General features: G+C 54.5%; 19 protein-coding genes and 1 pseudogene. 11 read left to right on the top strand and 9 right to left on the bottom strand.

Going from position 1 to position 20,287, the window contains the following annotated elements:
• Positions 1 to 28 precede the first annotated feature (28 nt).
• The gene (locus RHM56_RS15520; protein WP_322233594.1) at positions 29 to 1,336 is read right to left on the bottom strand and encodes a HAMP domain-containing sensor histidine kinase; all 1,308 of its coding nucleotides are present in this window, start codon (positions 1,334 to 1,336) and stop codon (positions 29 to 31) included.
• Positions 1,333 to 2,073, bottom strand: coding sequence for a response regulator (locus RHM56_RS15515; protein ID WP_322233592.1), 741 nt, complete (start codon positions 2,071 to 2,073; stop codon positions 1,333 to 1,335). The genes RHM56_RS15520 and RHM56_RS15515 overlap by 4 nt, the downstream gene beginning before the upstream one ends.
• A gap of 289 nt (positions 2,074 to 2,362) precedes the next feature.
• On the opposite strand from RHM56_RS15515, the gene RHM56_RS15510 reads away from it, so the two are divergent.
• The 4 genes and pseudogenes from RHM56_RS15510 to RHM56_RS15495 all read left to right on the top strand — a co-directional run bounded on the left by RHM56_RS15510 (position 2,363) and on the right by RHM56_RS15495 (position 4,588).
• Positions 2,363 to 2,626 (top strand): DUF2790 domain-containing protein, encoded by a 264-nt coding sequence (locus tag RHM56_RS15510; protein WP_322233590.1) that lies wholly within the window; start codon positions 2,363 to 2,365, stop codon positions 2,624 to 2,626.
• Between the two features lie 114 nt (positions 2,627 to 2,740).
• Positions 2,741 to 3,178, top strand: a pseudogene (locus RHM56_RS15505) (thioredoxin family protein); the annotation flags it as partial.
• Positions 3,179 to 3,329: 151 nt separating this feature from the next.
• Entirely contained in the window at positions 3,330 to 4,007 is a 678-nt protein-coding gene (locus tag RHM56_RS15500; RefSeq protein ID WP_322233588.1) for a glycoside hydrolase family 19 protein, read from the top strand.
• A 47-nt stretch (positions 4,008 to 4,054) separates the two neighbouring features.
• Positions 4,055 to 4,588 (top strand): DUF3087 family protein, encoded by a 534-nt coding sequence (locus RHM56_RS15495; RefSeq protein WP_322233586.1) that lies wholly within the window; start codon positions 4,055 to 4,057, stop codon positions 4,586 to 4,588.
• A gap of 78 nt (positions 4,589 to 4,666) precedes the next feature.
• Here RHM56_RS15495 and ppnN read toward each other — a convergent pair whose 3' ends face one another.
• From ppnN to csrA, 3 genes are all read right to left on the bottom strand, one after another.
• Positions 4,667 to 6,040, bottom strand: coding sequence for a nucleotide 5'-monophosphate nucleosidase PpnN (gene ppnN / locus RHM56_RS15490; protein WP_322233584.1), 1,374 nt, complete (start codon positions 6,038 to 6,040; stop codon positions 4,667 to 4,669).
• A gap of 554 nt (positions 6,041 to 6,594) precedes the next feature.
• Entirely contained in the window at positions 6,595 to 7,140 is a 546-nt protein-coding gene (locus RHM56_RS15485) for a DUF1269 domain-containing protein (RefSeq protein ID WP_322233582.1), read from the bottom strand.
• Positions 7,141 to 7,437: 297 nt separating this feature from the next.
• A complete protein-coding gene (gene csrA, locus RHM56_RS15480; protein WP_322233580.1) occupies positions 7,438 to 7,632 on the bottom strand; it encodes a carbon storage regulator CsrA in 195 nt (64 codons plus the stop codon).
• Positions 7,633 to 7,884: 252 nt separating this feature from the next.
• On the opposite strand from csrA, the gene RHM56_RS15475 reads away from it, so the two are divergent.
• Positions 7,885 to 8,241 carry a hypothetical protein gene (locus RHM56_RS15475; protein ID WP_322233578.1) on the top strand — a complete coding sequence of 119 codons (357 nt, stop codon included), beginning with the start codon at positions 7,885 to 7,887 and terminating at the stop codon, positions 8,239 to 8,241.
• Between the two features lie 198 nt (positions 8,242 to 8,439).
• On the opposite strand, the gene RHM56_RS15470 is transcribed toward RHM56_RS15475, so the two are convergent.
• The gene (locus tag RHM56_RS15470) at positions 8,440 to 8,724 is read right to left on the bottom strand and encodes a helix-turn-helix transcriptional regulator (protein ID WP_322233577.1); all 285 of its coding nucleotides are present in this window, start codon (positions 8,722 to 8,724) and stop codon (positions 8,440 to 8,442) included.
• A 300-nt stretch (positions 8,725 to 9,024) separates the two neighbouring features.
• Between RHM56_RS15470 and RHM56_RS15465 the strand changes: the two genes are divergently transcribed.
• Positions 9,025 to 9,645 carry a TetR family transcriptional regulator C-terminal domain-containing protein gene (locus RHM56_RS15465; RefSeq protein ID WP_322233574.1) on the top strand — a complete coding sequence of 207 codons (621 nt, stop codon included), beginning with the start codon at positions 9,025 to 9,027 and terminating at the stop codon, positions 9,643 to 9,645.
• Between the two features lie 149 nt (positions 9,646 to 9,794).
• Here the strand turns inward: RHM56_RS15465 and preA are convergent, their stop codons facing one another.
• The 3 genes from preA to hydA are packed head-to-tail and all read right to left on the bottom strand — an operon-like array spanning position 9,795 to position 13,935.
• Entirely contained in the window at positions 9,795 to 11,069 is a 1,275-nt protein-coding gene (preA, locus tag RHM56_RS15460) for an NAD-dependent dihydropyrimidine dehydrogenase subunit PreA (RefSeq protein WP_322233572.1), read from the bottom strand.
• The gene (locus tag RHM56_RS15455; protein WP_322233570.1) at positions 11,070 to 12,437 is read right to left on the bottom strand and encodes an NAD(P)-dependent oxidoreductase; all 1,368 of its coding nucleotides are present in this window, start codon (positions 12,435 to 12,437) and stop codon (positions 11,070 to 11,072) included.
• Positions 12,438 to 12,495: 58 nt separating this feature from the next.
• Positions 12,496 to 13,935 (bottom strand): dihydropyrimidinase, encoded by a 1,440-nt coding sequence (gene hydA / locus RHM56_RS15450; RefSeq protein ID WP_322233568.1) that lies wholly within the window; start codon positions 13,933 to 13,935, stop codon positions 12,496 to 12,498.
• A gap of 594 nt (positions 13,936 to 14,529) precedes the next feature.
• Between hydA and RHM56_RS15445 the strand changes: the two genes are divergently transcribed.
• From RHM56_RS15445 to RHM56_RS15425, 5 genes are all read left to right on the top strand, one after another.
• A complete protein-coding gene (locus RHM56_RS15445; protein ID WP_322233566.1) occupies positions 14,530 to 16,017 on the top strand; it encodes an NCS1 family nucleobase:cation symporter-1 in 1,488 nt (495 codons plus the stop codon).
• Between the two features lie 36 nt (positions 16,018 to 16,053).
• Positions 16,054 to 17,334: a Zn-dependent hydrolase gene (locus tag RHM56_RS15440; protein WP_322233564.1), complete on the top strand. Its 1,281-nt coding sequence runs from the start codon at positions 16,054 to 16,056 to the stop codon at positions 17,332 to 17,334.
• A gap of 458 nt (positions 17,335 to 17,792) precedes the next feature.
• On the top strand, positions 17,793 to 18,743 hold the full coding sequence (locus RHM56_RS15435) for a PLP-dependent cysteine synthase family protein (RefSeq protein ID WP_322233562.1): 951 nt from the start codon (positions 17,793 to 17,795) through the stop codon (positions 18,741 to 18,743).
• Complete coding sequence (locus tag RHM56_RS15430; RefSeq protein ID WP_322233560.1) at positions 18,740 to 19,324, top strand: phosphoribosyltransferase family protein; 585 nt, start codon at positions 18,740 to 18,742, stop codon at positions 19,322 to 19,324. Before RHM56_RS15435 ends, RHM56_RS15430 begins: the two co-directional genes overlap by 4 nt.
• A 46-nt stretch (positions 19,325 to 19,370) precedes the next feature.
• Positions 19,371 to 20,285 carry an EamA family transporter gene (locus tag RHM56_RS15425; RefSeq protein ID WP_322233557.1) on the top strand — a complete coding sequence of 305 codons (915 nt, stop codon included), beginning with the start codon at positions 19,371 to 19,373 and terminating at the stop codon, positions 20,283 to 20,285.
• Positions 20,286 to 20,287 lie beyond the last annotated feature (2 nt).

Raw genomic sequence — 20,287 nt, 5'->3', positions numbered from 1 at the left:
GGTTTATAGCTTCTTCACACGCCATCGTTTACTCAGCCGGCACTAAGAGTTGTGCACACAACCCACCCCCTTCGCGCTGGCTCAAACTGAGCGAGCCGCCCAGCGCCAATGCCAATTGCTGAGCAATGGCCAGCCCCAGGCCAGTGCCTCCGGTGTCGCGGTTGCGTGAGCTTTCCACTCGGTAAAACGGTTTTAGCACGTCATCCAGCTCATCGGCAGGAATGCCCGTCCCGCGATCCAGCACCTTGATCGATACGCTGCCGTCGGCCTCGGCGCTCACCACCAGTTCAGCCGCCCCGGAAAATTTCAGGGCGTTGTCCAGCAAGTTGATCAATACCCGGCGCAGCGCATGGGGACGAGTGTCGATAGGAGCGCCGTAGCGGCCGCTGCGCTTAACCTCTTTGCCCACGTCCTGATAGTCAAACACGATGCTGTCGACAAAGGCGTCCAGGTCCAGCCGGCAGTTGACTTCGGTCGATCCATGCACGCTGCGGGCATACGCCACGCCTTCGCGCACCAGGTGTTCCATCTCACTCAGATCGCTCTGCAATTTGTCACGCTCCACCGAATCGTCCATAAACTCGGCGCGCAGTTTCATGCGGGTAATCGGGGTCTGTAAGTCATGTGAAATGGCAGCCAGAATGTGCATGCGTTCTTTGAGGTAGTCGGCGATGCGTTGCTGCATGGCATTAAACGCTGCGGCCGCATGTGCGACTTCGGTGGGGCCGTTTTCGTCCAGACGCTTGATGCGGGCATTGGGATCAAGGCTTTCTACGGCGCGTGAGAGCTGGGTTAGCGGGCGTATCGCCAGTCTGACCGCCATCCAGGTGCAGCCCAGCAGCAACGCCAGTTGCAGCACCAGCACCACCGGTAGCCACAAGGCCACCGGTATGGCAGATGGATGAACGTCAATCGTCACGGGGTTGCCATCAGCCAACTGCAAGAGCACCTGATAGTGCGGGCGCACCCCCGGAATCTCGGCAAATGTCAGCGGGTAATGCTGGCCCAGCATGTCTTTGATTGAGGTGGCCGACATCGGCGGGTCTTGCGTGTCCATGGGCACGCCTGTGTCGCCCTTGCTCAGCAGGTACCGATAATTTTGCCGGTCAAGGCGCTTGAGCCACTCCGGGCGCTCTTCGGCAGGCAGGCGGTCGAGGATGGCAATCGAGGTCGAGACATCGTTTTCCATATTGCCGAGCATGGTCGAACGAGTGGTCAGATAGCGCTCATAGAACTGCACGCTGAACGAAAGCCCGTTGGCCAGTAACAGGCTCACCAAAAAGATCAATGACAGTTGTGATGCCAGGGTTTTTGGCCAGCGCAGATGTTTGATCATGCTGACGCACCGAGGATTTTCACCGGCAATGAAAATACATAACCTTCGTTGCGTACGGTTTTGATACAGGCCGGTTCGCGGGCGTCGTCCAGCAAGCGTTGACGCAGGCGGCTGACCAGCAAGTCGATGGAACGATCAAACAGATCAGCGTCACGGCCTTGGGTCAAGTTGAGCAATTGATCGCGGCTGAGGACCCGCTGCGGATGATCAAGAAACACCCGCAACAGGCGGTATTCGGCGCCGCTGAGGGCGACCATGGTGTCGTCCTGATCCAGCAAGTGACGCGCTGAGGTATCCAGACGCCAGCGGCCGAAGGCCAGCAGGCTGCCACTGTCAGTGACCTGCAAGTTGGGAGGCAACATACGCGTACGGCGCAGTACGGCGTTGATCCGCGCCAGCAGTTCGCGGGCGGCGAACGGTTTGACCAGGTAATCGTCGGCGCCCATTTCGAGGCCGATAATGCGATCGGTTTCGTCGCTGCGTGCGGTCAGCATCAAGACGGGCGTGGTCTTGTGCTTGCCGGCTCGCAGTTCGCGGCAGAGCAATAAGCCATCGTCACCGGGCATCATGATGTCCAGCACGATCAGATCCACCGGCGTGCCTTCCAGAAAACTGCGCATTTGCCTGCCGTCTGCGACCACGGTGGTGCGCAGGCCGTTTTTTTTCAGGTAATTACCCACCAGTTCGCGGATCTCACGATCGTCGTCGACGATCAGAATGTGATCGACATGCTCCATGGCTTTGCTCTCTCGCGATTGATTGGTTGTGCATCATAGCCAGACACCATTCCCTTGCCTGCAGGCCTTTGTATTCCAGTGTATCTAAGGATTTACAGATACACGGCGAAGTAAAAGTCCTGGCACCGTGCCACGGCCCTGAATGGTCGCAATGTATCGTGTTGTATCTGTCGGCCGTTCTGATACGCAAGGAGTCATCCTTCAGGTTTCTCGACACATTGGCGATACCTCGCGGGCTTTGAATAGGTTCCATCGAGGCAGTGGGTCTCGAGCCTGTGAGGAACTGACCATGAACATTAAAATCGCCTGTGTCGCCAGTGTGTTTGCCGCCCTGAGTGTTTTCACCCTCGCCGCACAGGCGCAGGAGGCACCGGCGTCGCAAAACTACACGTATGGCACGCATCTGGATGTGAAGAAGGTGTTGGCCATCAATGAAGATCCGGGCACTGACTGCCAAGTGGTGAAGTCGCACATGACGTACCTGGATTCTCAAGGACAGACGCATGTGCTCAATTACCTGAAAGTCTCCCAAGACTGCAATGAAGGGGGCTAACCCATGGTTGTCAGGTTTTCAGGCATGGGCGCAGTGGTGCGCTGGGCGATGCTGCTGAGCGCTTTTATGGCCGCGAGCTCAGGCACGTTCGCGGCCGAGCAGAGCGGCCCGCTGATGCCGCAGTTGTCGGGCGCAGTTGAATGGTTGAACTCCCCGGCACTGACGCGTGAGTCGTTGCGCGGCAAAGTGGTGCTGGTGGACTTTTGGACGTATGACTGCATCAATTGCCAGCGCAGTTTGCCGTATGTCAATCAGTGGGCGAAAAAGTACCAAAAAGACGGGCTGGTGGTGATTGGCGTCCATACACCTGAGTTTGACTACGAAAGAGTGGTCGATAACGTACGCCAGCAGGTGAAGAAACTCGGTATTGAATATCCGGTGGCTATCGACAATAACCACGTGATCTGGCGCGCATTTAATAATCAATACTGGCCCGCTCACTACTTTGTCGATGCCAAGGGGCAGGTTCGAGCGAGCCATTTTGGTGAAGGACAGTATCAGCAGCAGGAACAGTTTATTCGGCGTTTGCTTGAGGAAAGTCACGAGGGCTGATGCGTGGTGCCGAGATACAGGGGCAGCGTTAAGAAAGTGTGTCAGTTGATTCTGCATTGCCGGTGGGTTAATTCTATTTAAGTGTTTGGCTAGAGTTTTAAAAGACCGGAAGTGCTTCACTTTTGAAATTATTAATCAAGAGTGAACTACGATGTTGACCCGAGAAATCATGTTGCAGCTGTTTCCCAAGAGCGCACAGTTTGTTGATATTTATTTACCCTTTCTGAACGCGGCGACTGACCGGTATCAGATTGATACCCCCCGGCGCCAGGCGGCTTTTCTTTCGCAAGTCGGGCACGAGAGTGCCGGTTTTACCCTGCTGGTCGAAAGCCTTAATTACAGTGCTGACGGTTTAGCCATGACGTGGGGCAGGCGTTTCGCCGAGAAAGATTCTGCCGGTAAATACATCCTGGTGAAGGACGGCAGTCGCTTGCGACGTATGCCTAACAGTGCCGCGCAATCACTGCACCGAAAGCCCGAAGCGATCGCCAACCGGGTTTACAGTGATCGGCTGGGCAATGGCTCCGAGTTGTCGGGGGAGGGGTGGTTATACCGAGGCCGTGGTTTGATTCAAGTGACCGGCAAGAGCAACTATCAACAGTGCAGCCTTGCGCTGTTTTCTGATGAGCGATTACTCATGACCCCACAGCTGTTGGAAGAATGGCAATGGGCAGTGGAGAGCGCAGGCTGGTATTGGGCGTCGCGGGGCCTAAATGTACTGGCCGATGGCGATGATTTTGAACGTGTGACCGAGGCCATCAATGGTGGTTTGAATGGTCATGCCCAACGTTTGCAGGTGTATCAGGAGGCGCTGAGTTTATTGGGGTAATATGCCGCGCACATTGCCCCCATTCTCGCAGGAGCCACACTGTCGTGATGTTTGAAATAAAACCGGTCAGCCCCCAGGTTTATCGTCAGCAAACCCGACGCAGCACGCTGTATATCGCGCTGCTCTTTGCGTTGTTGGCAATGGTGATTTCCGGGTTGGCGGTCATGTCGCTGGGTGTTGCGGACGGCGACAACTTTCGGCTCAATCTGGCAGGTGTGCTAGTTGCATTGGTCATGACCCTTGCGCTGGTGCGTTACGTTTTTTGGTCGCAATCCTGGATGGCGCCCGCCGTCTATGGATGGCAGCTCAAGCGCAGTCTGATGAAAGTTACCAATGTGATGCATTACGTGACGGCGGGCGTGATGGCCGGTGATACCGCGGCCATGAAGTTGCTGCGTTTTTATCACCTGGGCATAACCCAGATGTACCAACTGGATGCCAACTCCAGTGCGTTGAGCCAGATGGTGCGCGAGATCGACTTGCACAAGGCGCGTCTGCAAGCGCTGCACATCGACACTGAACAGACCCGGCTTGATCCAGCCTGGCTTGAGGCGGTGAAGCAGTTCACGCCATTGAAGTGATGCCTTGGATGGGCAAGCCAAGCGAGGTGCGGGCATGATGCAACGCTTTTCGCTCAGCGAGCCCTTCGGGATGGCAGATTAGCTTACGACGCGATAGCACGGCACATAGGCCGCGCCGCCTGGCAGTTTCATGCGGTGTTGTTTGACGAACGCATGCAGCAGTTTGTCCAGCGGTTTCATGATTGCAGGGTCTCCGTGGATCTCATACGGGCCGTGCTGTTCGATCAGATGAATACCTTTCTCTTTGACGTTGCCTGCGACAATCCCGGAAAAAGCTTGACGCAAATTGATCGCCAGTTCGTGTGGTGGCAGGTCGCTGCGCAATTGCAGGTCGGCCATGTTGGCGTGCGTCGGATCGAATGGGCGCTGGAACCCCTCATCGATTTTCAATAACCAGTTGAAGTGGAAGGCGTCGTTGCGTTCGCGACGGAACTGTTTGACCGTCTTGAGGCCCGCGGTCATTTGACGCGCCACTTCAGCCGGGTTGTCGATGATGATCTGGTAGTGGCTTTGTGCAGTCTCACCCAGCGTTGCGCCGACAAACTCATGCAATTGTTGCAGGTACGGTTCGGCTTCTTTGGGGCCGGTCAAAATCACCGGGAAGGGCACGTCGATGTTGTCCGGGTGCATCAGGATCCCGAGCAAATACAGAAATTCTTCAGCCGTGCCAGCGCCGCCAGGGAAGATGATGATGCCGTGACCGACACGCACAAACGCTTCGAGGCGTTTTTCAATGTCTGGGAGGATCACCAGCTCATTAACGATCGGATTGGGGGCTTCGGCGGCAATAATGCCCGGCTCGGTGAGGCCCAGATAACGGCCGCCGGTAAGGCGTTGTTTGGCGTGAGAAATGGTTGCCCCTTTCATTGGGCCTTTCATCACGCCAGGGCCGCAGCCGGTGCAGATGTCGAGGCTGCGCAAGCCCAGTTCGTGTCCGACTTTCTTGGTGTATTTGTATTCTTCGGTGTTGATCGAGTGGCCACCCCAACACACCACGATCTTGGGTTCTACTCCAGGGCGCAAGGTGCGGGCATTACGCAGCAGATGGAACACATAGTCGGTGATGCCGGCTGAACTGCTCAGGTCAATGCGCGGGCTATCGAGGCCGCTCTGGGTGTAGACAATATCGCGCAGGGCGCTGAACAACATCTCACGGGTGCTGGCGATCATTTCGCCGTCGACAAAGGCATCCGCCGGAGCATTGAGAAGCTCAAGGCGTACGCCACGGTCTTGCTGATGAATCCGGACTTCGAAATCTTTGTAGGCTTCAAGAATGGTTTTAGCGTTGTCGACATGCGCGCCAGTGTTGAGGATGGCGAGCACGCATTGGCGGAACAGTGTGTAACTGCTGCCTGAGCCGACTTCGCTCAGTTGTTGCACTTCACGTTGCGAAAGCGTCTCCAGGCTGCCTTTTGGGCTGACCGAAGCATTGATGACTTGTCTTTGGACCATTGTGGGCTTCCTGTGAGCGGGATCGAAAAATGGCTTGGCGCTGCTCTGTCAGTTTTTTATCAGCAATCCGCATCTGCCGAGCGAGAGGTCCCAACTCTTGCGTCTTTAGGTTCATTCGATTTAAGCATAGCCGCCTCGGGTGAGGCATGTTGCAGAGCCATCAACCTCACCTTAACGGCGTGGCTACAGTAACACTGCTCGCGCATAAGGCTAGGCTCTGTACCAAATGTATCTACGCTCGGTTATGCGGCGTTGAAAACAGGCTCGGAATGCTCATTTACAGCCCGTAAACTCCGCTTCCTTGCCTGTTTTCGCCTTGCCTAACCTTCGCTCGAAAACATTTCGTACAGGCCCTGGCGCTGCCCTGAATACATTCAGGCACGGATTCGCACGCGTGTTGAACAAGCACAAGCGGGAGAGGGGAAGGTCCTCACGCAGAGCTTGAGCGTTTGCTGAAGATGGGCATTGCAGGGCTTTTTTGTTAAGGGTTTCGACTGCCCGGTACGCGCAGTCGAAAAGCCGGACAGGCAGTTGTCCGGCGGGGGGATACAGGTTTAAACCGTCAGAGAATCAGAGGCGGTCAAGGTGTTCTTGGACAGGGCTTCCTGAAGTTTTTGCTCTTGCTCAGGCGACAGTGAGGTACGCAGCACTTTGCCCTTGAAGTCTGAATCTTCAAGCTCTTTCAGGACTTTTTCCGGCTGGAATTTGCGCAACAGCACAAATAGCGCGGAAGAGTCATTGGGGATGGTCTCACTCAACTTCTTGATAAAGTCGTCGTCAATTCCGTAGTCGCTCAACGAACCCGACAGTGCGCCGGTGCCAGCGCCCAAGGCGCCGCCAATGGCAAAACCAGCCAATGGGTTGAGAAACAGCAGGCCGACCAATGCGCCCCATAGGCCGCCAGTGACCAAGCCTGAAGTGGCGCCGATTGCGGTGAGGTTGACGCTTTGTTTGATATGGATCTTGCCTTCGGCGTTGCGCACAACAATGACTGCGTCTTCCAGCTCAACCAAATGTTCTTTGCTGAGCGAAACCATTTTGGTGAGGGCGCGATCGGCTTTTTCGGTGTCTGAAAATCCCACTACGATTAGATCGGACATGTCTTTCATTCCTTGACGGTACAGGTCCAGCCCTGAAAGGGCTGACATTAGGAGGAGTCTCTCAAGTCGTCACAACGTATAAACGCCTTGCCCCGCAGTGATTCAGATGGATCGAATCTTCTGCGAAGATTGAGCGTGGTCGTAAACCTTGAGATGTCAAGTCAGCAGGAAATATCTGTTAGCTGTCACAGGGGGGGAGCTGAGGGAAGGGGAGGTACCGGCAGGTACATATTTTGAATTGTGGAGGGCTGGCTGCGCAGCCCTGACACTCACTCCAAGGGCTGATACCTCGGAGATTTACGATTGAGCGTTTTTGTCGGCTGCAGTCAGACCCGCCTGGATGCGTTGATAGATCTCTTCACGGTGGACAGCAACATCTTTCGGCGCATTGATGCCGATTCTGACCTGTTGGCCGCTGACTCCTAAAATAGTGATCGTAATATCGTCACCGATGTTTATGCTTTCACCAACTTTACGGGTGAGTATCAGCATTTTTTTCTCCTTGATGGCTTTGTAAGGCACGTCTCTGAGACGGTGCGGCTTCGGTCATGGCTACAGAATACTGCTAAGTGCATATAAATGCGCCGCTCATTACAGACGTCACTGCCAGATGTAAAATTCCCTGCACGCGGGAAACTCTCGCAGATGAACCTAAAATAGGGGCGGATTGGATTTGTTCAAGGAGAGCAAAGGCCGCTGCCTCAGTGATAAAATCGACCCACTCAAATAGATAGGGGAAACGCAGTGCGTAAAGTCATCATGATGACAGCAATATTGGCCTTGACGGCTTGCGGTCAGGAGTCTAACGATAAAATCGAGCGGGCTAAAGCTGCTTCTGAATCAACGGTGGTCCAGGTGCCGGTTGCTCACTGGGCGCTGGAGCTCACAGAGGGCCAGAGAGCCACAATTACTGATACCACTGGCAGGCTTCTTGACAACGGTTTTGTCACTTACATTTTAGAAAAAGATGGCGTTCAGCATTTTTTGATCGGGCCATTTGCGACCGAAGCCAAAGCCAAAGAGGCTCAGGACCAGATCAAGCTGAAACCTAAACTCGAAGGCATTGAAACGAATGTAATCGAGCTGCCACCGTCACCCTAATTCGCCAGCACCACGTTTGGTCGCTAAGCGTAGCGCTATATTAGCGTTACGCGACGTTTGGCAGATAAATGTTTGTTCATCTCCAGGCATAGGCGAATCCGGGGGGGAGGGACGTGTTTGAAACGATGGGATGCCCCGATTACGTGCGTATTAACGGCGATGCAGTCGACAACGTGGGCATCCATGCTCTTCGAGGTGTCAGCAGCGCTTGACTATCCCCAGTTCCATTGCTTTCGACACGGCTCCGGTGCGGTTCACCCCGCCAAATTTGAGACGAATATTACCGAAATGAAAATTGACCCCTGATTCGGAACATTTGAGGATCACGGCAATTTCCCACGAGGTTTTTCCCAGTGCTCCCCAAATGAGCACCTCTTTTTCTTTTGGGGTGAGTTTGATGGCGTTGTCACTGTTCTCTTGAGGCTTTGCGGGTCTGGCACGGCGTGGTGATTTTTCACTGGCTGTTGACTGAGACTGATGCATGGTAAGGCGCTCCCATAGATCAATAAAAACATAAGCTGGCTGTAGGAAATATCTTTGTGAATGCTAAGGATGTTTCGTAGGGTTTTTCTTCGGTACAGGTGTTGTTATAAACCGTTCTGTCTTCCTTGGAACCTGTCAAAAATGACAGTGCAGGCACTTTTCAGGCGACGCACAATCAAAAAATAAATCACCTTATTGCCACGGCCGTTAAGTGCTATTCAATTGAATGGCATGCCTTTATCAGGGCAAGCAGATGCCAGGGTATGCACCGACGAATCGCGATGCCGAGGGCAGGACGTAATGAGCAACCACAAGATCGAAATTCGTCGCAGCAACGTCGAAAAAATTCTGCTTGGCGCTGAAAAGGTTTTTGCCGAGAAAGGATTTGCTGGGGCAGCCATGGCCGACATCGCCGCTGAAGTTGAATTGCCGCGCTCCAATTTGCATTACTACTTCAGCACCAAAACCGAGCTGTACAACGCCGTGCTATTAGGCTTGCTTGAGGTGTGGAAACAGGATGCGCTGTGCTTCGAAACCTATGACGATCCGCGGTTGGTACTCAGCAGTTATATACGCGCCAAAATGACCCACTCGCGGACACGGCCTTATGGTTCGAAAGTCTGGGCGGATGAAATCATCCACGGCGCTCCGATGCTGGGACTGAGGTTGGATGCAAGCCTTTATGATTGGGCCAAAATGAAAGAAGCCAAAATCCGCCAATGGGTGGCAGACAAGCGGATTTTGGCGGTCGAGCCGTCCAGCGTGCTGTACATGATCTGGGCCTCGACTCAGCACTACGCAGACTTTGACCATCAGGTGAATATTCTGAACGAGCACCAACCACTGTCGGATATTCAGTTCGAGCGTGCGGTGCAGAGTGTTACCAGCATCATCCTGCGAGGGATCGGGCTGGAGCCGTAACAAAGGCTTTACGGATTGTGTGAGCGACGCAAAACCTGTGGGAGCCGGGCTTGCCCGCGATGCAAGCAACTCGGTTTCTCTGTTAAGCCACTCCGATACCATCGCGAGCAAGCCCGCGCCCACAGATCCGTGTTTGCCTGAGGCATCTCCTACGACGCCACGCGGTACGGGTTACGTGGATCATGGTTCCAATCCATGAATGGCTTACCGGTGCTTTGCGGCATCATCTCGATACAATCCTCGACCGGGCAGGTGATCTGACACAGGTTGCAACCCACGCACTCGTCGTCAATCACTTCATAACGATGGGTCCCGTCAGCCAACCTCAAGCTCGCAATCGCCTGGTGAGAGGTGTCTTCGCAGGCAATATGACAGCGACCACAGCCAATGCACGCCTCCTGATCGATTTTGGCAATCACCTGATAATTTATATCCAGATATTTCCAGTCGGTGGTATTGCCCACTGCACGCCCAGAAAAGTCCTCCAGACTCGAATACCCTTGGCTGTCCATCCAGCGCGACAAGCCGTCTTTCATTTCGTCGACGATCCGAAATCCGTGAAGCATGGCGGCTGTGCAGACCTGCACTGCGCCACACCCCAGTGCGATGAACTCAGCCGCGTCTCGCCAACTGCCAATACCGCCAATCCCACAGATCGGCAAGCCTTGGGTCTGTGGATCGCGGGCAATTTCGGCCACCATATTCAGCGCTATCGGCTTGACTGCCGAGCCGCAGTAACCGCCGTGGGTGCTCTGCGTTCCCACCATGGGCAACGCGACCATGCGCTCAAGGTCGACGCTGGTGATCGAGTTGATGGTGTTAATCAGCGACACCGCATCTGCTCCGCCTCGATAAGCCGCACGAGCGCTAAGGCGCACATCGGTAATGTTGGGCGTGAGTTTGACAATCACCGGCAGCGTGCAATACGTCTTGCACCAGCGCGTGACCATCTCCACGTACTCGGGCACCTGGCCAACCGCCGCGCCCATACCGCGCTCCGGCATGCCGTGGGGACAGCCAAAATTCAGCTCGATGCCATCAGCACCCGTGGCTTCGACCAGCGGCAAAATGTATTTCCAGGCCTGCTCCTCGCACGGCACCATCAGCGACACAATCAGCGCACGATCCGGCCAGTCCTTTTTGACTTGGGTAATTTCACGCAAATTGATTTCAAGCGAACGGTCGGTAATCAGCTCGATATTGTTGATACCCATGACTTCGCGGTTAGGCCCGAAGTGCGCCGAATAGCGCGAGGACACGTTGACCGCTGCCGGGTCTTCTCCCAGGGTTTTCCAGACCACGCCGCCCCAGCCTGCTTCATAGGCGCGGACTACGTTGTAGGCTTTGTCGGTGGGCGGCGCGGAGGCCAGCCAAAACGGATTAGGGGCTTTGATACCGGCGAAATTGATCGAGAGATCGGCCATTTACGCAGCCTCCTGGTTGAGCATGAGTTGGGCATGAATGGCTTCAGCGGCCAGCTTGCCGTGCTGCACAGCTTGCACGGTCAGGTCTTGCCCGAGCGAGGTGCAGTCGCCACCGGCATAAACCCCGGGAACGCTGGTGCGCAGTTGCTCGTCCACTGAAATGCGATCGCCTGTGCGTTGCAGTGAGTGCGCCAGCGGATCGCTCAGCGCGGTCTCATCAAAGGTTTGGCCGATAGCCTTGAACACGGCATCGGCCGCCAACTCAAAGGTTTCGCCGGTGTTGACTAAGTGCCCGTCCTCAAGTCGGGTGCGGGCAAAGCGCATGCCACGGACCTGGCCCTGTTCATCCAGCACCACTTCGTCAGGTTGTGCCCACGTCATCAGGCGTACCTGATTGGCCTTGGCAATGTCTTGCTCGTGCCCGGTGGCTCCCATGTCTTCCAGTCCACGGCGATACACCAGGTTTACCTCGCGGGCGCCAAGACGGGCCATTTGTACCGCCATGTCGATGGCCGTGTTGCCAGCGCCCAGCACAATGCAGCGCTCGGCCAAGGGCAGTTGGGTCAAGTCGTCGCTTTGGCGCAGTTCGCGGATATAGTCAGTGGCCGCCAGCACGCCGGGGGCGTCCTCGTGTGGCAGTCCCAGTTGCCGACTGGCCGCCAGGCCGATGGCCAGAAAGACGGAGTCAAACTGCTGGTGCAGTTCGCTCAGACTCAGGTTGTCGCCCAAGTGCTGGCCATGACGCACCTCGATGCCGCCGATCTGCAACACGAAGTCCACTTCGCGCTGGGCGAAATCATCCACCAGTTTGTATTTGGCAATCCCGTATTCATTGAGCCCGCCGGATTTCTCCCGCGCTTCGAAAATCACCACCTCATGCCCGTGCACCGCCAGTCGATGGGCGCATGCCAATCCGGCAGGGCCCGCACCCACCACGGCAATGCGTTTACCAGTAGGAGCGGCACGCTTGAACGGGTGCTCGCTGAACTGCGCATGGTCGATGGCGTAACGCTGCAGCAGGCCGATCAACACCGGGGCGCACTCCTGCGCGTTGTTGCGTACACACGCTTGCTGGCACAGCACCTCGGTCGGGCACACGCGGGCGCAACTGCCGCCGAGGATATTGGCCGAGAGAATTTTCTGCGCCGCACCTTGCACGTTTTCCTGCTGGATATTGCGAATAAACGACGGGATATCGATTTCACTGGGGCACGCATTAACGCAAGGTGCGTCGTAGCAATACAGGCAGCGTGAGCTTTCCAGTTCGGCCTGGCGCGCGGTCAGGGGGGGCGCCAGATCGGTGAAATGACTGGCCAGCACCAGGGCATTTTCATGGGGGTGCGGTAAATGATTCAGGGACTTGATCACAGTAATTGCCTCACGGTTGTGGGAAGCGTTCTGCCTCTGACGGGCAGTGGTTGTGCACTCAGCGTTTAACAGCGACGGGCGGGTGATACTCAGCGCGTTTTTTCAGCAGATCGAACACGGCCGGGTAGGCCGGGCGCTCGATGTAACGGCCAGCCCCGCGTTCTGCGCGCAGGTCGCCATCGGCCCACACCACGCGGCCTTGGCTGATGGTGTGACTGGGCACGCCGCGTACGATCTTGCCTTCGAAAATGTTGAAATCGACCTGTTGATGGTGGGTTTTAGCGGAAATAGTGCGCGTGCCTTGCGGGTCCCACAGCACCAGATCGGCATCAGCGCCGACCCGGATCGAGCCCTTGCGCGGGTACAGATTGAAAATCTTCGCGGTGTTGGTCGAGGTCAGTGCCACGAACTCTTGCATCGACAAGCGCCCGGTGTTCACGCCTTCATCCCACAACACCGCCATGCGGTCTTCAATGCCTGCCGTGCCGTTGGGGATCTTGCTGAAATCGTCGCGCCCGGCGGCCTTTTGTTCGGCGCAAAAGCAGCAGTGATCGGTGGCCGTGGTGTGCAAGTTGCCCGATTGCAAGCCATGCCACAGCGCTTGTTGATGACCGAGCGGGCGGAACGGCGGGCTCATCACATAACCCGCGGCGGTTTGCCAGTCGGGATGCTGATACACGCTGTCATCGAGCAGCAAGTGTCCGGCCAGCACTTCGCCATACACCGGCTGGCCTTGACTGCGGGCGTAGGTAATTTCGTCCAGTGCTTCACGGGTCGAGACATGCACCAGGTACAGCGGCGTACCAATGGTTTGAGCGATGCGAATCGCCCGACTGGCGGCTTCGCCTTCAACTTGCGAAGGGCGCGACAGCGGGTGCGCTTCCGGGCCTGTCATGCCCTGGGCCATGAGCTTGCGCTGCAAGTGGTACACCAGCTCGCCGTTTTCGGCATGCACGGTCGGCACGGCGCCGAGTTCCAGGCAGCGCTCAAAGCTGGCCACCAGCGTGTCGTCGGCGGCCATGATCGCGTTTTTGTAGGCCATGAAATGCTTGAAGCTGTTAATCCCGTGCTGGCTGACCAACTCAGACATTTCCTCGCGAACCTGCTCGCTCCACCAGGTAATGGCGACATGAAACCCATAGTCCGACGCTGACTTCTCAGCCCAGCCGCGCCATTGGTGAAACGCCTCCAGCAACGACTGCTGAGGGTTGGGAATGACAAAATCAATGATGGACGTTGTGCCGCCTGCCAGACCGGCCGCCGTGCCACTGAAGAAGTCTTCACTGGCCACTGTTCCCATAAACGGTAATTGCATATGCGTGTGCGGATCGATACCACCGGGAAGTAGATATTGACCGCTGCCATCCAACACTTCGCAGCCAGCCGGAACATCAAGATCAGTTCCAATTGCGCGGATTAGACCGTCTGCACAATAAACATCAGCACAATAACTTTCATCATGGGTCACAAGCGTAGCGCCACGGATTAACAGTGACATACCAAGTTCCTCGCAGGCAGACCGGCTAAGGCCGGTTCTAATGTTGTTATTACGACCGTAGTACAGGATTTCATTCCTGTCACTGGTGACAGGAATGAAATCTAGTGGGTTGTTAGCGAATGAGCAAATAATATTTTAAGCGCGCTTATTGTTAAGTAAGTTTATGATTTATATGGTTTTATTTATTTAAACGCCAAAATGGTGCATGCGTTCACCATTTCGGCGCACTTGACAGGAATAAAATATAGGCGAAGTTTCTTATGCTAAATCAGGTGCTTGAAGCACTCGGAGAACGCTACGCAGCGAACAAAAGTAAATAAGCCTGCACCGATATGTTTCGTTTAGTTCTATCAAAAAATTGATAAATGTTTTGAGGCAGGGTTTAAAGGCGCGGCCGGGGTCATTGAAAGCGCTTTAAAACCAGCCAGTTGTAAGGTGTGAACACCACTGTGGGTGAACACTGCAACTGTGTCGGCACAGTTTTTGATTACCGCTGCTTAACCCGGATGACCTAAATCCGAAAGGGAACGCTCTGCGTCCGTGCGCAGAGTCGATCACTAAAACAAGAGCCTCCAAACAAGAGAGTGAGCGAGCATGCAAACGAGCAGATCTCAAGTCACCGAACGAAACGGTTTGTACGAGTTGGAAGCCGGGCCTGAAATTCTCGACAGCCCCCGTTACAACCACGACATCGCCCCCACCAAAGTCCACGAGCGTACCTGGAACAAATGGCACATCACCGCGCTGTGGATCGGCATGTCCATTTGCGTGCCCACCTACACCTTGGGCGGCGTGCTCACTGCCTACTTCGGGCTGTCGGTTGGCGAGGCGCTGCTGGCGATTTTGCTGGCCAATATCGTGGTGTTGATCCCCCTGACCCTGAACGCGTTTGCAGGCACCAAATACGGAATTCCGTTCCCGGTACTGTTGCGTTCCTCGTTCGGCATTCTGGGTTCCAACGTGCCATGTCTGATCCGTGCTCTTGTGGCCTGCGGCTGGTTCGGGATCCAGACGCTGTTTGGCGGACTGGCCATTCACCTGTTTCTGGGGTCGGTATTTGAGGGCTGGAAAAGCCTCGGCGGCACTGGGGAAGTGATCGGCTTCATGCTGTTTTGGGCGCTCAATTTGTGGGTGGTATTGCGCGGCGCCGAATCAATCAAGTGGCTCGAAACCCTGTCTGCGCCGTTGTTGGTGCTGGTGGGTGTCGGCTTGCTGGTTTGGGCCTTGCCGAATGTGTCGATGACCGAGTTATTGGCCCAGCCGCCCAAGCGTCCCGAAGGTGCCAGCGTGTATGGCTACTTCTTCGCGGGCTTGACTGCGATGGTGGGGTTTTGGGCTACCTTGTCGCTCAATATTCCCGACTTCAGCCGCTACGCCAAAAGCCAGAAAGACCAGATATTGGGGCAAATATTTGGCTTGCCGCTGACCATGTTCCTGTTCGCTGCACTGGGCGTGGTGATGACTGCCGCGTCCGAAAAACTGGTCGGTGTGACGGTGTCTGACCCGGTCAGTCTGATCGGCCATATCCAGAGCCCTGTGTGGGTCGCGCTGGCCATGGCCTTGATCATCATCGCTACCTTGTCGACCAACACGGCGGCCAACATCGTGTCGCCCACCAATGACTTCCAGAACATCGCGCCCAAGCTGATCAACCGCACCAAGGCGGTGATGTTGACGGGCCTGGTGGGGCTGGCGCTGATGGCGCACGAACTGCTCAAAAAACTCGGCCTGCTGGTGTCCGATGTCAGCCTCGAAACCGTGTATTCCAACTGGCTGCTGGGCTACTCCAGCCTGCTGGGGCCGATTGCCGGGATCATGGTGGTCGACTACTTCATCATCCGTCAGCAAAAACTCGACCTTGCCGGGCTGTACCGCGACGGCGTCTACCCGGCCTGGAACTGGAACGGTTTCATCGCTTTTGGCGTCCCTGTGGTCTTGACCCTGTTGTCCTTGGGCAGCAGCGCTTTCAGTTGGTTTTATGACTACGGCTGGTTCACCGGATCGTTTCTCGGTGCAGCGATTTACTACGGACTGTGCCGCCTGAGCAGCCCGCAAACGGCCGCTGCCAAAGGCACGGTTTGAGCTGGATTTTTATAAGAAACTGCCTGAGGAAATATCATGAAAGCAGCACAAGACCTTCAGCAGCAACGCACAAAACTGGTCAACGGCGAACGCCTGTGGGCCTCGCTCATGGAGTTGGCGCAACTGGGCGCCACCGTCAAAGGCGGCGTCTGTCGCCTGGCCTTGACCGACCTCGACCGCCAGGCCCGGGACATCTTCGTGCGCTGGTGCCAAGACGCGGGTTGCACCGTCAGCGTCGACGCTGTGGGCAATATTTTCGCCCGCCGCCCTGGGCGCAACCCGGACCTGCCGCCGGTGATGACCGGCAGTCACATCGACACCCAACCCACCGGCGGCAAGTTTGATGGCTGCTTCGGTGTACTGGCCGGGGTTGAAGTGTTGCGCACGCTCAATGACCTCAACATCGAAACCGAAGCGCCACTGGAAGTGGTGGTGTGGACCAACGAAGAAGGCTCGCGTTTTGCGCCGTGCATGATGGGCTCGGGCGTGTTTGCCGAAAAATTCACCCTTGAAGAAACCCTGGCCAAAACCGATGCCCAAGGCGTGACCGTCGGCGAGGCCCTGAACGCGATTGGCTATGCGGGCAAACGAAAAGTCAGTGGCCATCCAGTGGGCGCCTATTTTGAAGCCCACATCGAACAAGGGCCGATCCTGGAAGACGAACGCAAAACCATCGGCGTGGTGCTCGGCGCTCTCGGGCAAAAATGGTTCGACCTCAACCTGCGCGGCGTAGAAGCGCATGCCGGCCCGACACCGATGCACCTGCGCAAAGACGCTTTGGTCGGCGCTGCGGCCGTGGTCGCGGCAGTCAATAAAGCCGCTTTGGGCCATCAACCCCACGCCTGCGGCACGGTAGGTTGTCTGCAAGCGTACCCGGGATCGCGCAACGTCATCCCGGGCGAAGTGCGCATGACCCTGGACTTCCGGCACCTACTGCCTGAGCGCCTGGACGCCATGATCGCCGAGGTTCGCGGTGTAATCGAAGCCACCTGTGCCAAACATGGCCTGAGCTTTGAACTGACCCCGACTGCCGACTTCCCGCCGCTGTACTTCAACCCCGACTGCGTCAACGCCGTACGTGAGGCGGCGAGTGAACTGGGGCTCAGCCACATGGACATCGTCAGTGGGGCAGGGCACGACGCAATCTTCCTCGCCGAGTTGGGCCCTGCGGGCATGATCTTCGTCCCCTGCGAAGGTGGCATCAGCCACAACGAAATTGAAAATGCCGACCCAAAAGACTTGGCAGCAGGGTGTGCGGTGTTGCTCAAAGCGATGCTGGCGGCGTCGAAAACAGTGGCGGGTTCAGCGGTCAGATAAAGCACAAATAACCACGTGGGGGTAGTCGCAGGCTGCGATCATTTGATCTTCAACATCAAAAGATCGCAGCCTGCGACTGTTCCTGCGAAAGTGTTCCTCTTTGAATTTTTCATTTACTTGAGTCTTCTCAGGCACCCCTCTACAAATAAGCCATCAAGGTCATTGTATCGGCAGGCGCTATACATGCCTGATGACCCACACCCTTCCGATGTCGCTATCCACGCGATGCTGAATATTCTCGAATTAGTATTTCAGGTTGTTACTTGTGCCTAAGTGAGTGCGCTGAAACTTTAGGTGGTGAAGTCATGAAAACAATGAGTTAGCGGCGTCTGAACGTTATAGGCGTAGTCCTGCGTAGGGCATTTCGATAAAATTTTGTTTGTTGAACTGTATTTGACAGGGTTAGCGTCTGTTTGTGAGTCCCTTACTTCGGTTTTCGTACTGATAAGGAGGTTGCGATGAAATTGGCTGATGTCGGAAATACGCCTTTTGTAGAAGTGTATGGATTACTCCCGAATGGCAATCGTCTTTTTTCAAAATGTGAATATATGAATCCTACAGGTAGCCATAAAGACAGAACCTATCTGAATATTATTGAAAACATGGAAAAGCAGGGCGTTATCAGGAAAGGAATGACGCTCATTGATTGCTCAACCGGTAATGGTGGGGCCGCCCTTGCATGGATAGGTAGAGAGAAAGGTTATAAGATAATTGTTTTTATGCCTGAAGGCATGACCGATGAACGCAAGCAGCAAATCCTCTCTTTTGGAGCGGATATTATTGAAACACCAAAAGAAACATTTTTGATGGGTGCCGCTATTGCAGCAGACGAATATCGGAAAAAACACCCTGTTGGAGAAGTTTGTTTTTTGGATCAGTCCAGTACATTGCTTAATAAAAGTGCGTGGCATGCCTGTGGGCAGGAAATTGTCAGCGCGTTGCATAGGCAACGAGTAGTGCCAGACTTATTTATTTGTTCGATCGGTACGGGAGGTACGTTTTGCGGTATTGCTGACATATTGAGGCGGGAATATAAAAATATTAAAACGATCGGTATTGAAGTAGATAGGTCCGCACCTTTGTACGCCTCCCGGCGAGGTGAGGTGTTTGAACATAAATCTCATAATCTTATGGGTCTTGGTGCTGGGGTGCTATCGGTTAATACAATTCCTGAGTTGATCGATGAAGTAAGGGTGGTCGATGGTCATGCGGCATGGGATCGAATGAAAAAATTTATAGCGGAATATAATTTTGGCATTGGCCCCACGTGTGGAGCAAACCTGATGGTGTGTGAAGACGTGGCCCGCCTGGAGAGTGGAAAAAATATTGTCACTCTTTTTTTTGACAGCGCCTGGAAGTATGAAAGTCGCTGGGAAGGTGTTTATCCTGATTATGCGGAGGCAGAATGAAACTGCTCAAAGATGTTTACGAGAAAGCTAAAGTTGTGAGTGTCGGATCGACATTGATTACAGTCAATGAATTCAGCGATCAACTCCCGGCCCTTCGACCCGAAGTGCTGTCTGAAGTGGCTAATGAGGTTGTTAAGTTGATGGATTCGACTGCAGATAAGATTGTCACAGAAGAAGATAAAGGTGCTCCTTTGGCAACGGCGGTATCACTGTTGACGGGTATCCCGATGGCAATGGCGCGTTGGTATACCTATCGTTTGGACAGTGTGAACCAGGCGGCGGTTGACATCACTTCTGAATATTTTCAGGGCACGTTGTACCTCAATGGTATTCAACCCGGTGATCGCGTTGTGATCGTGGACGACACCCTTAGCACTGGAGGGGCTGTGATCTCCCTGATTGAATCGATCAGGCAATGTGGCGGCGAAGTGATTGACGTAATCTGCGCAGTTGAAAAGGTTCAAAAAGAGGGCGCGGTCAACGTTTTTAACAAAACCGGTATTACGGTTAAAACGCTGATGAAAATAAAGCTGTCAGGCGAGAAAGTAGAGGTTTTAGGGTTTGACGAGCTAACTTCCTGATGCGAACGGTACCATTGGCTCTACCACTGCCAAGTAGGTTGGTCGAATGCAGATAAAAAACAAGGGTGTTGTTTTAGGGCTGTTATTTTGTTTTATAAGTGCTGCTTTTGATGTCTATGTTGCTTTTGTGACTCAGACACTCAGTACAGTTGTGGTGATTTTTTATTGCTTTGTTTCTTCTTCGTTGTTGTTTTTAGGGTGCAGCCTCTGGAAAGACCGAGTGTCATTGTTTTCTAATGTTAAGCAAGGGAGGATGCTGGTTGTCTGGATTAACATTTCAGTTGTTCTTAACTGGGGAGGGCTTTTTTACGCCCTGCGTTATTTGGAACCTGCGGTCGTAGGCGTGGCATCGGTTGCTTGTGGTCCGGCATTAACCATGATCATTTCTGCTTTTATAAAATCAGACAGTAAAGCGACACCGGCCGAAGCGGTGATTGCATGCCTGGTGTTGTTGTCAGTAGCGATTATGCTATTTCAATCATTTGTTGGAGTAAGCGGCATTTCATCTACGACGTTCGAACAGCGAATTATCGGTATCGTTAGCGTGGTGTTATGTGCGCTGGGTACTGTGCTTTATACCGTGGTTTCTAAAAGAATGTTTGCGCGCCACTGGAAGGTCGAGCAAATTTTGGCGATCAGAAATCTATTGATGGTTGCGATATGCAGTGTGCTTGTTTCTGTAAGTGATGTTTCATTCAGTGTCGCAACTGAGTGGATAGCGCCGATGCTGGTGTTGGTGGTCCTTGGTCATGTGTTACCCATTTATTTGATCCAGCAATCAATTTTTCACCTCAGCGCGCTGCATGTGTCTTTTGTATTGCTGACACTGCCAGTGTTCACGTTATGGCTTCAGTATATGGATTCACGTGTCGCATTTTCTATGTCGAGTGTGGTTGCAGTCGGTGTGATCGTGGCGCTGCTGTTACTGCTGTCGCTTTCAAGCGTCAGGAAAAAAAGGTAGGG

This window comes from Pseudomonas sp. CCC3.1 (genome assembly GCF_034347405.1).
Lineage (GTDB): Bacteria > Pseudomonadota > Gammaproteobacteria > Pseudomonadales > Pseudomonadaceae > Aquipseudomonas.
The sequence above is the reverse complement of the archived record's forward strand: the minus strand, read 5'-3'. Positions and strand labels throughout refer to the sequence as shown.

What these genes read in the sequence shown, in the direction of transcription:
- RHM56_RS15510 (WP_322233590.1), top strand. Translation starts at nt 2,363, where the DNA reads ATGAACATTAAAATCGCCTGTGTCGCCAGTGTGTTTGCCGCCCTGAGT.
- RHM56_RS15445 (WP_322233566.1), top strand. Translation starts at nt 14,530, where the DNA reads ATGCAAACGAGCAGATCTCAAGTCACCGAACGAAACGGTTTGTACGAG.
- RHM56_RS15435 (WP_322233562.1), top strand. Translation starts at nt 17,793, where the DNA reads ATGAAATTGGCTGATGTCGGAAATACGCCTTTTGTAGAAGTGTATGGA.
- RHM56_RS15425 (WP_322233557.1), top strand. Translation starts at nt 19,371, where the DNA reads ATGCAGATAAAAAACAAGGGTGTTGTTTTAGGGCTGTTATTTTGTTTT.
- RHM56_RS15495 (WP_322233586.1), top strand. Translation starts at nt 4,055, where the DNA reads ATGTTTGAAATAAAACCGGTCAGCCCCCAGGTTTATCGTCAGCAAACC.
- RHM56_RS15520 (WP_322233594.1), bottom strand. Translation starts at nt 1,336, where the DNA reads ATGATCAAACATCTGCGCTGGCCAAAAACCCTGGCATCACAACTGTCA.
- RHM56_RS15470 (WP_322233577.1), bottom strand. Translation starts at nt 8,724, where the DNA reads ATGCATCAGTCTCAGTCAACAGCCAGTGAAAAATCACCACGCCGTGCC.
- RHM56_RS15465 (WP_322233574.1), top strand. Translation starts at nt 9,025, where the DNA reads ATGAGCAACCACAAGATCGAAATTCGTCGCAGCAACGTCGAAAAAATT.
- hydA (WP_322233568.1), bottom strand. Translation starts at nt 13,935, where the DNA reads ATGTCACTGTTAATCCGTGGCGCTACGCTTGTGACCCATGATGAAAGT.
- RHM56_RS15500 (WP_322233588.1), top strand. Translation starts at nt 3,330, where the DNA reads ATGTTGACCCGAGAAATCATGTTGCAGCTGTTTCCCAAGAGCGCACAG.
- preA (WP_322233572.1), bottom strand. Translation starts at nt 11,069, where the DNA reads ATGGCCGATCTCTCGATCAATTTCGCCGGTATCAAAGCCCCTAATCCG.
- csrA (WP_322233580.1), bottom strand. Translation starts at nt 7,632, where the DNA reads ATGCTGATACTCACCCGTAAAGTTGGTGAAAGCATAAACATCGGTGAC.
- RHM56_RS15440 (WP_322233564.1), top strand. Translation starts at nt 16,054, where the DNA reads ATGAAAGCAGCACAAGACCTTCAGCAGCAACGCACAAAACTGGTCAAC.
- RHM56_RS15430 (WP_322233560.1), top strand. Translation starts at nt 18,740, where the DNA reads ATGAAACTGCTCAAAGATGTTTACGAGAAAGCTAAAGTTGTGAGTGTC.
- RHM56_RS15515 (WP_322233592.1), bottom strand. Translation starts at nt 2,073, where the DNA reads ATGGAGCATGTCGATCACATTCTGATCGTCGACGACGATCGTGAGATC.
- RHM56_RS15485 (WP_322233582.1), bottom strand. Translation starts at nt 7,140, where the DNA reads ATGTCCGATCTAATCGTAGTGGGATTTTCAGACACCGAAAAAGCCGAT.
- ppnN (WP_322233584.1), bottom strand. Translation starts at nt 6,040, where the DNA reads ATGGTCCAAAGACAAGTCATCAATGCTTCGGTCAGCCCAAAAGGCAGC.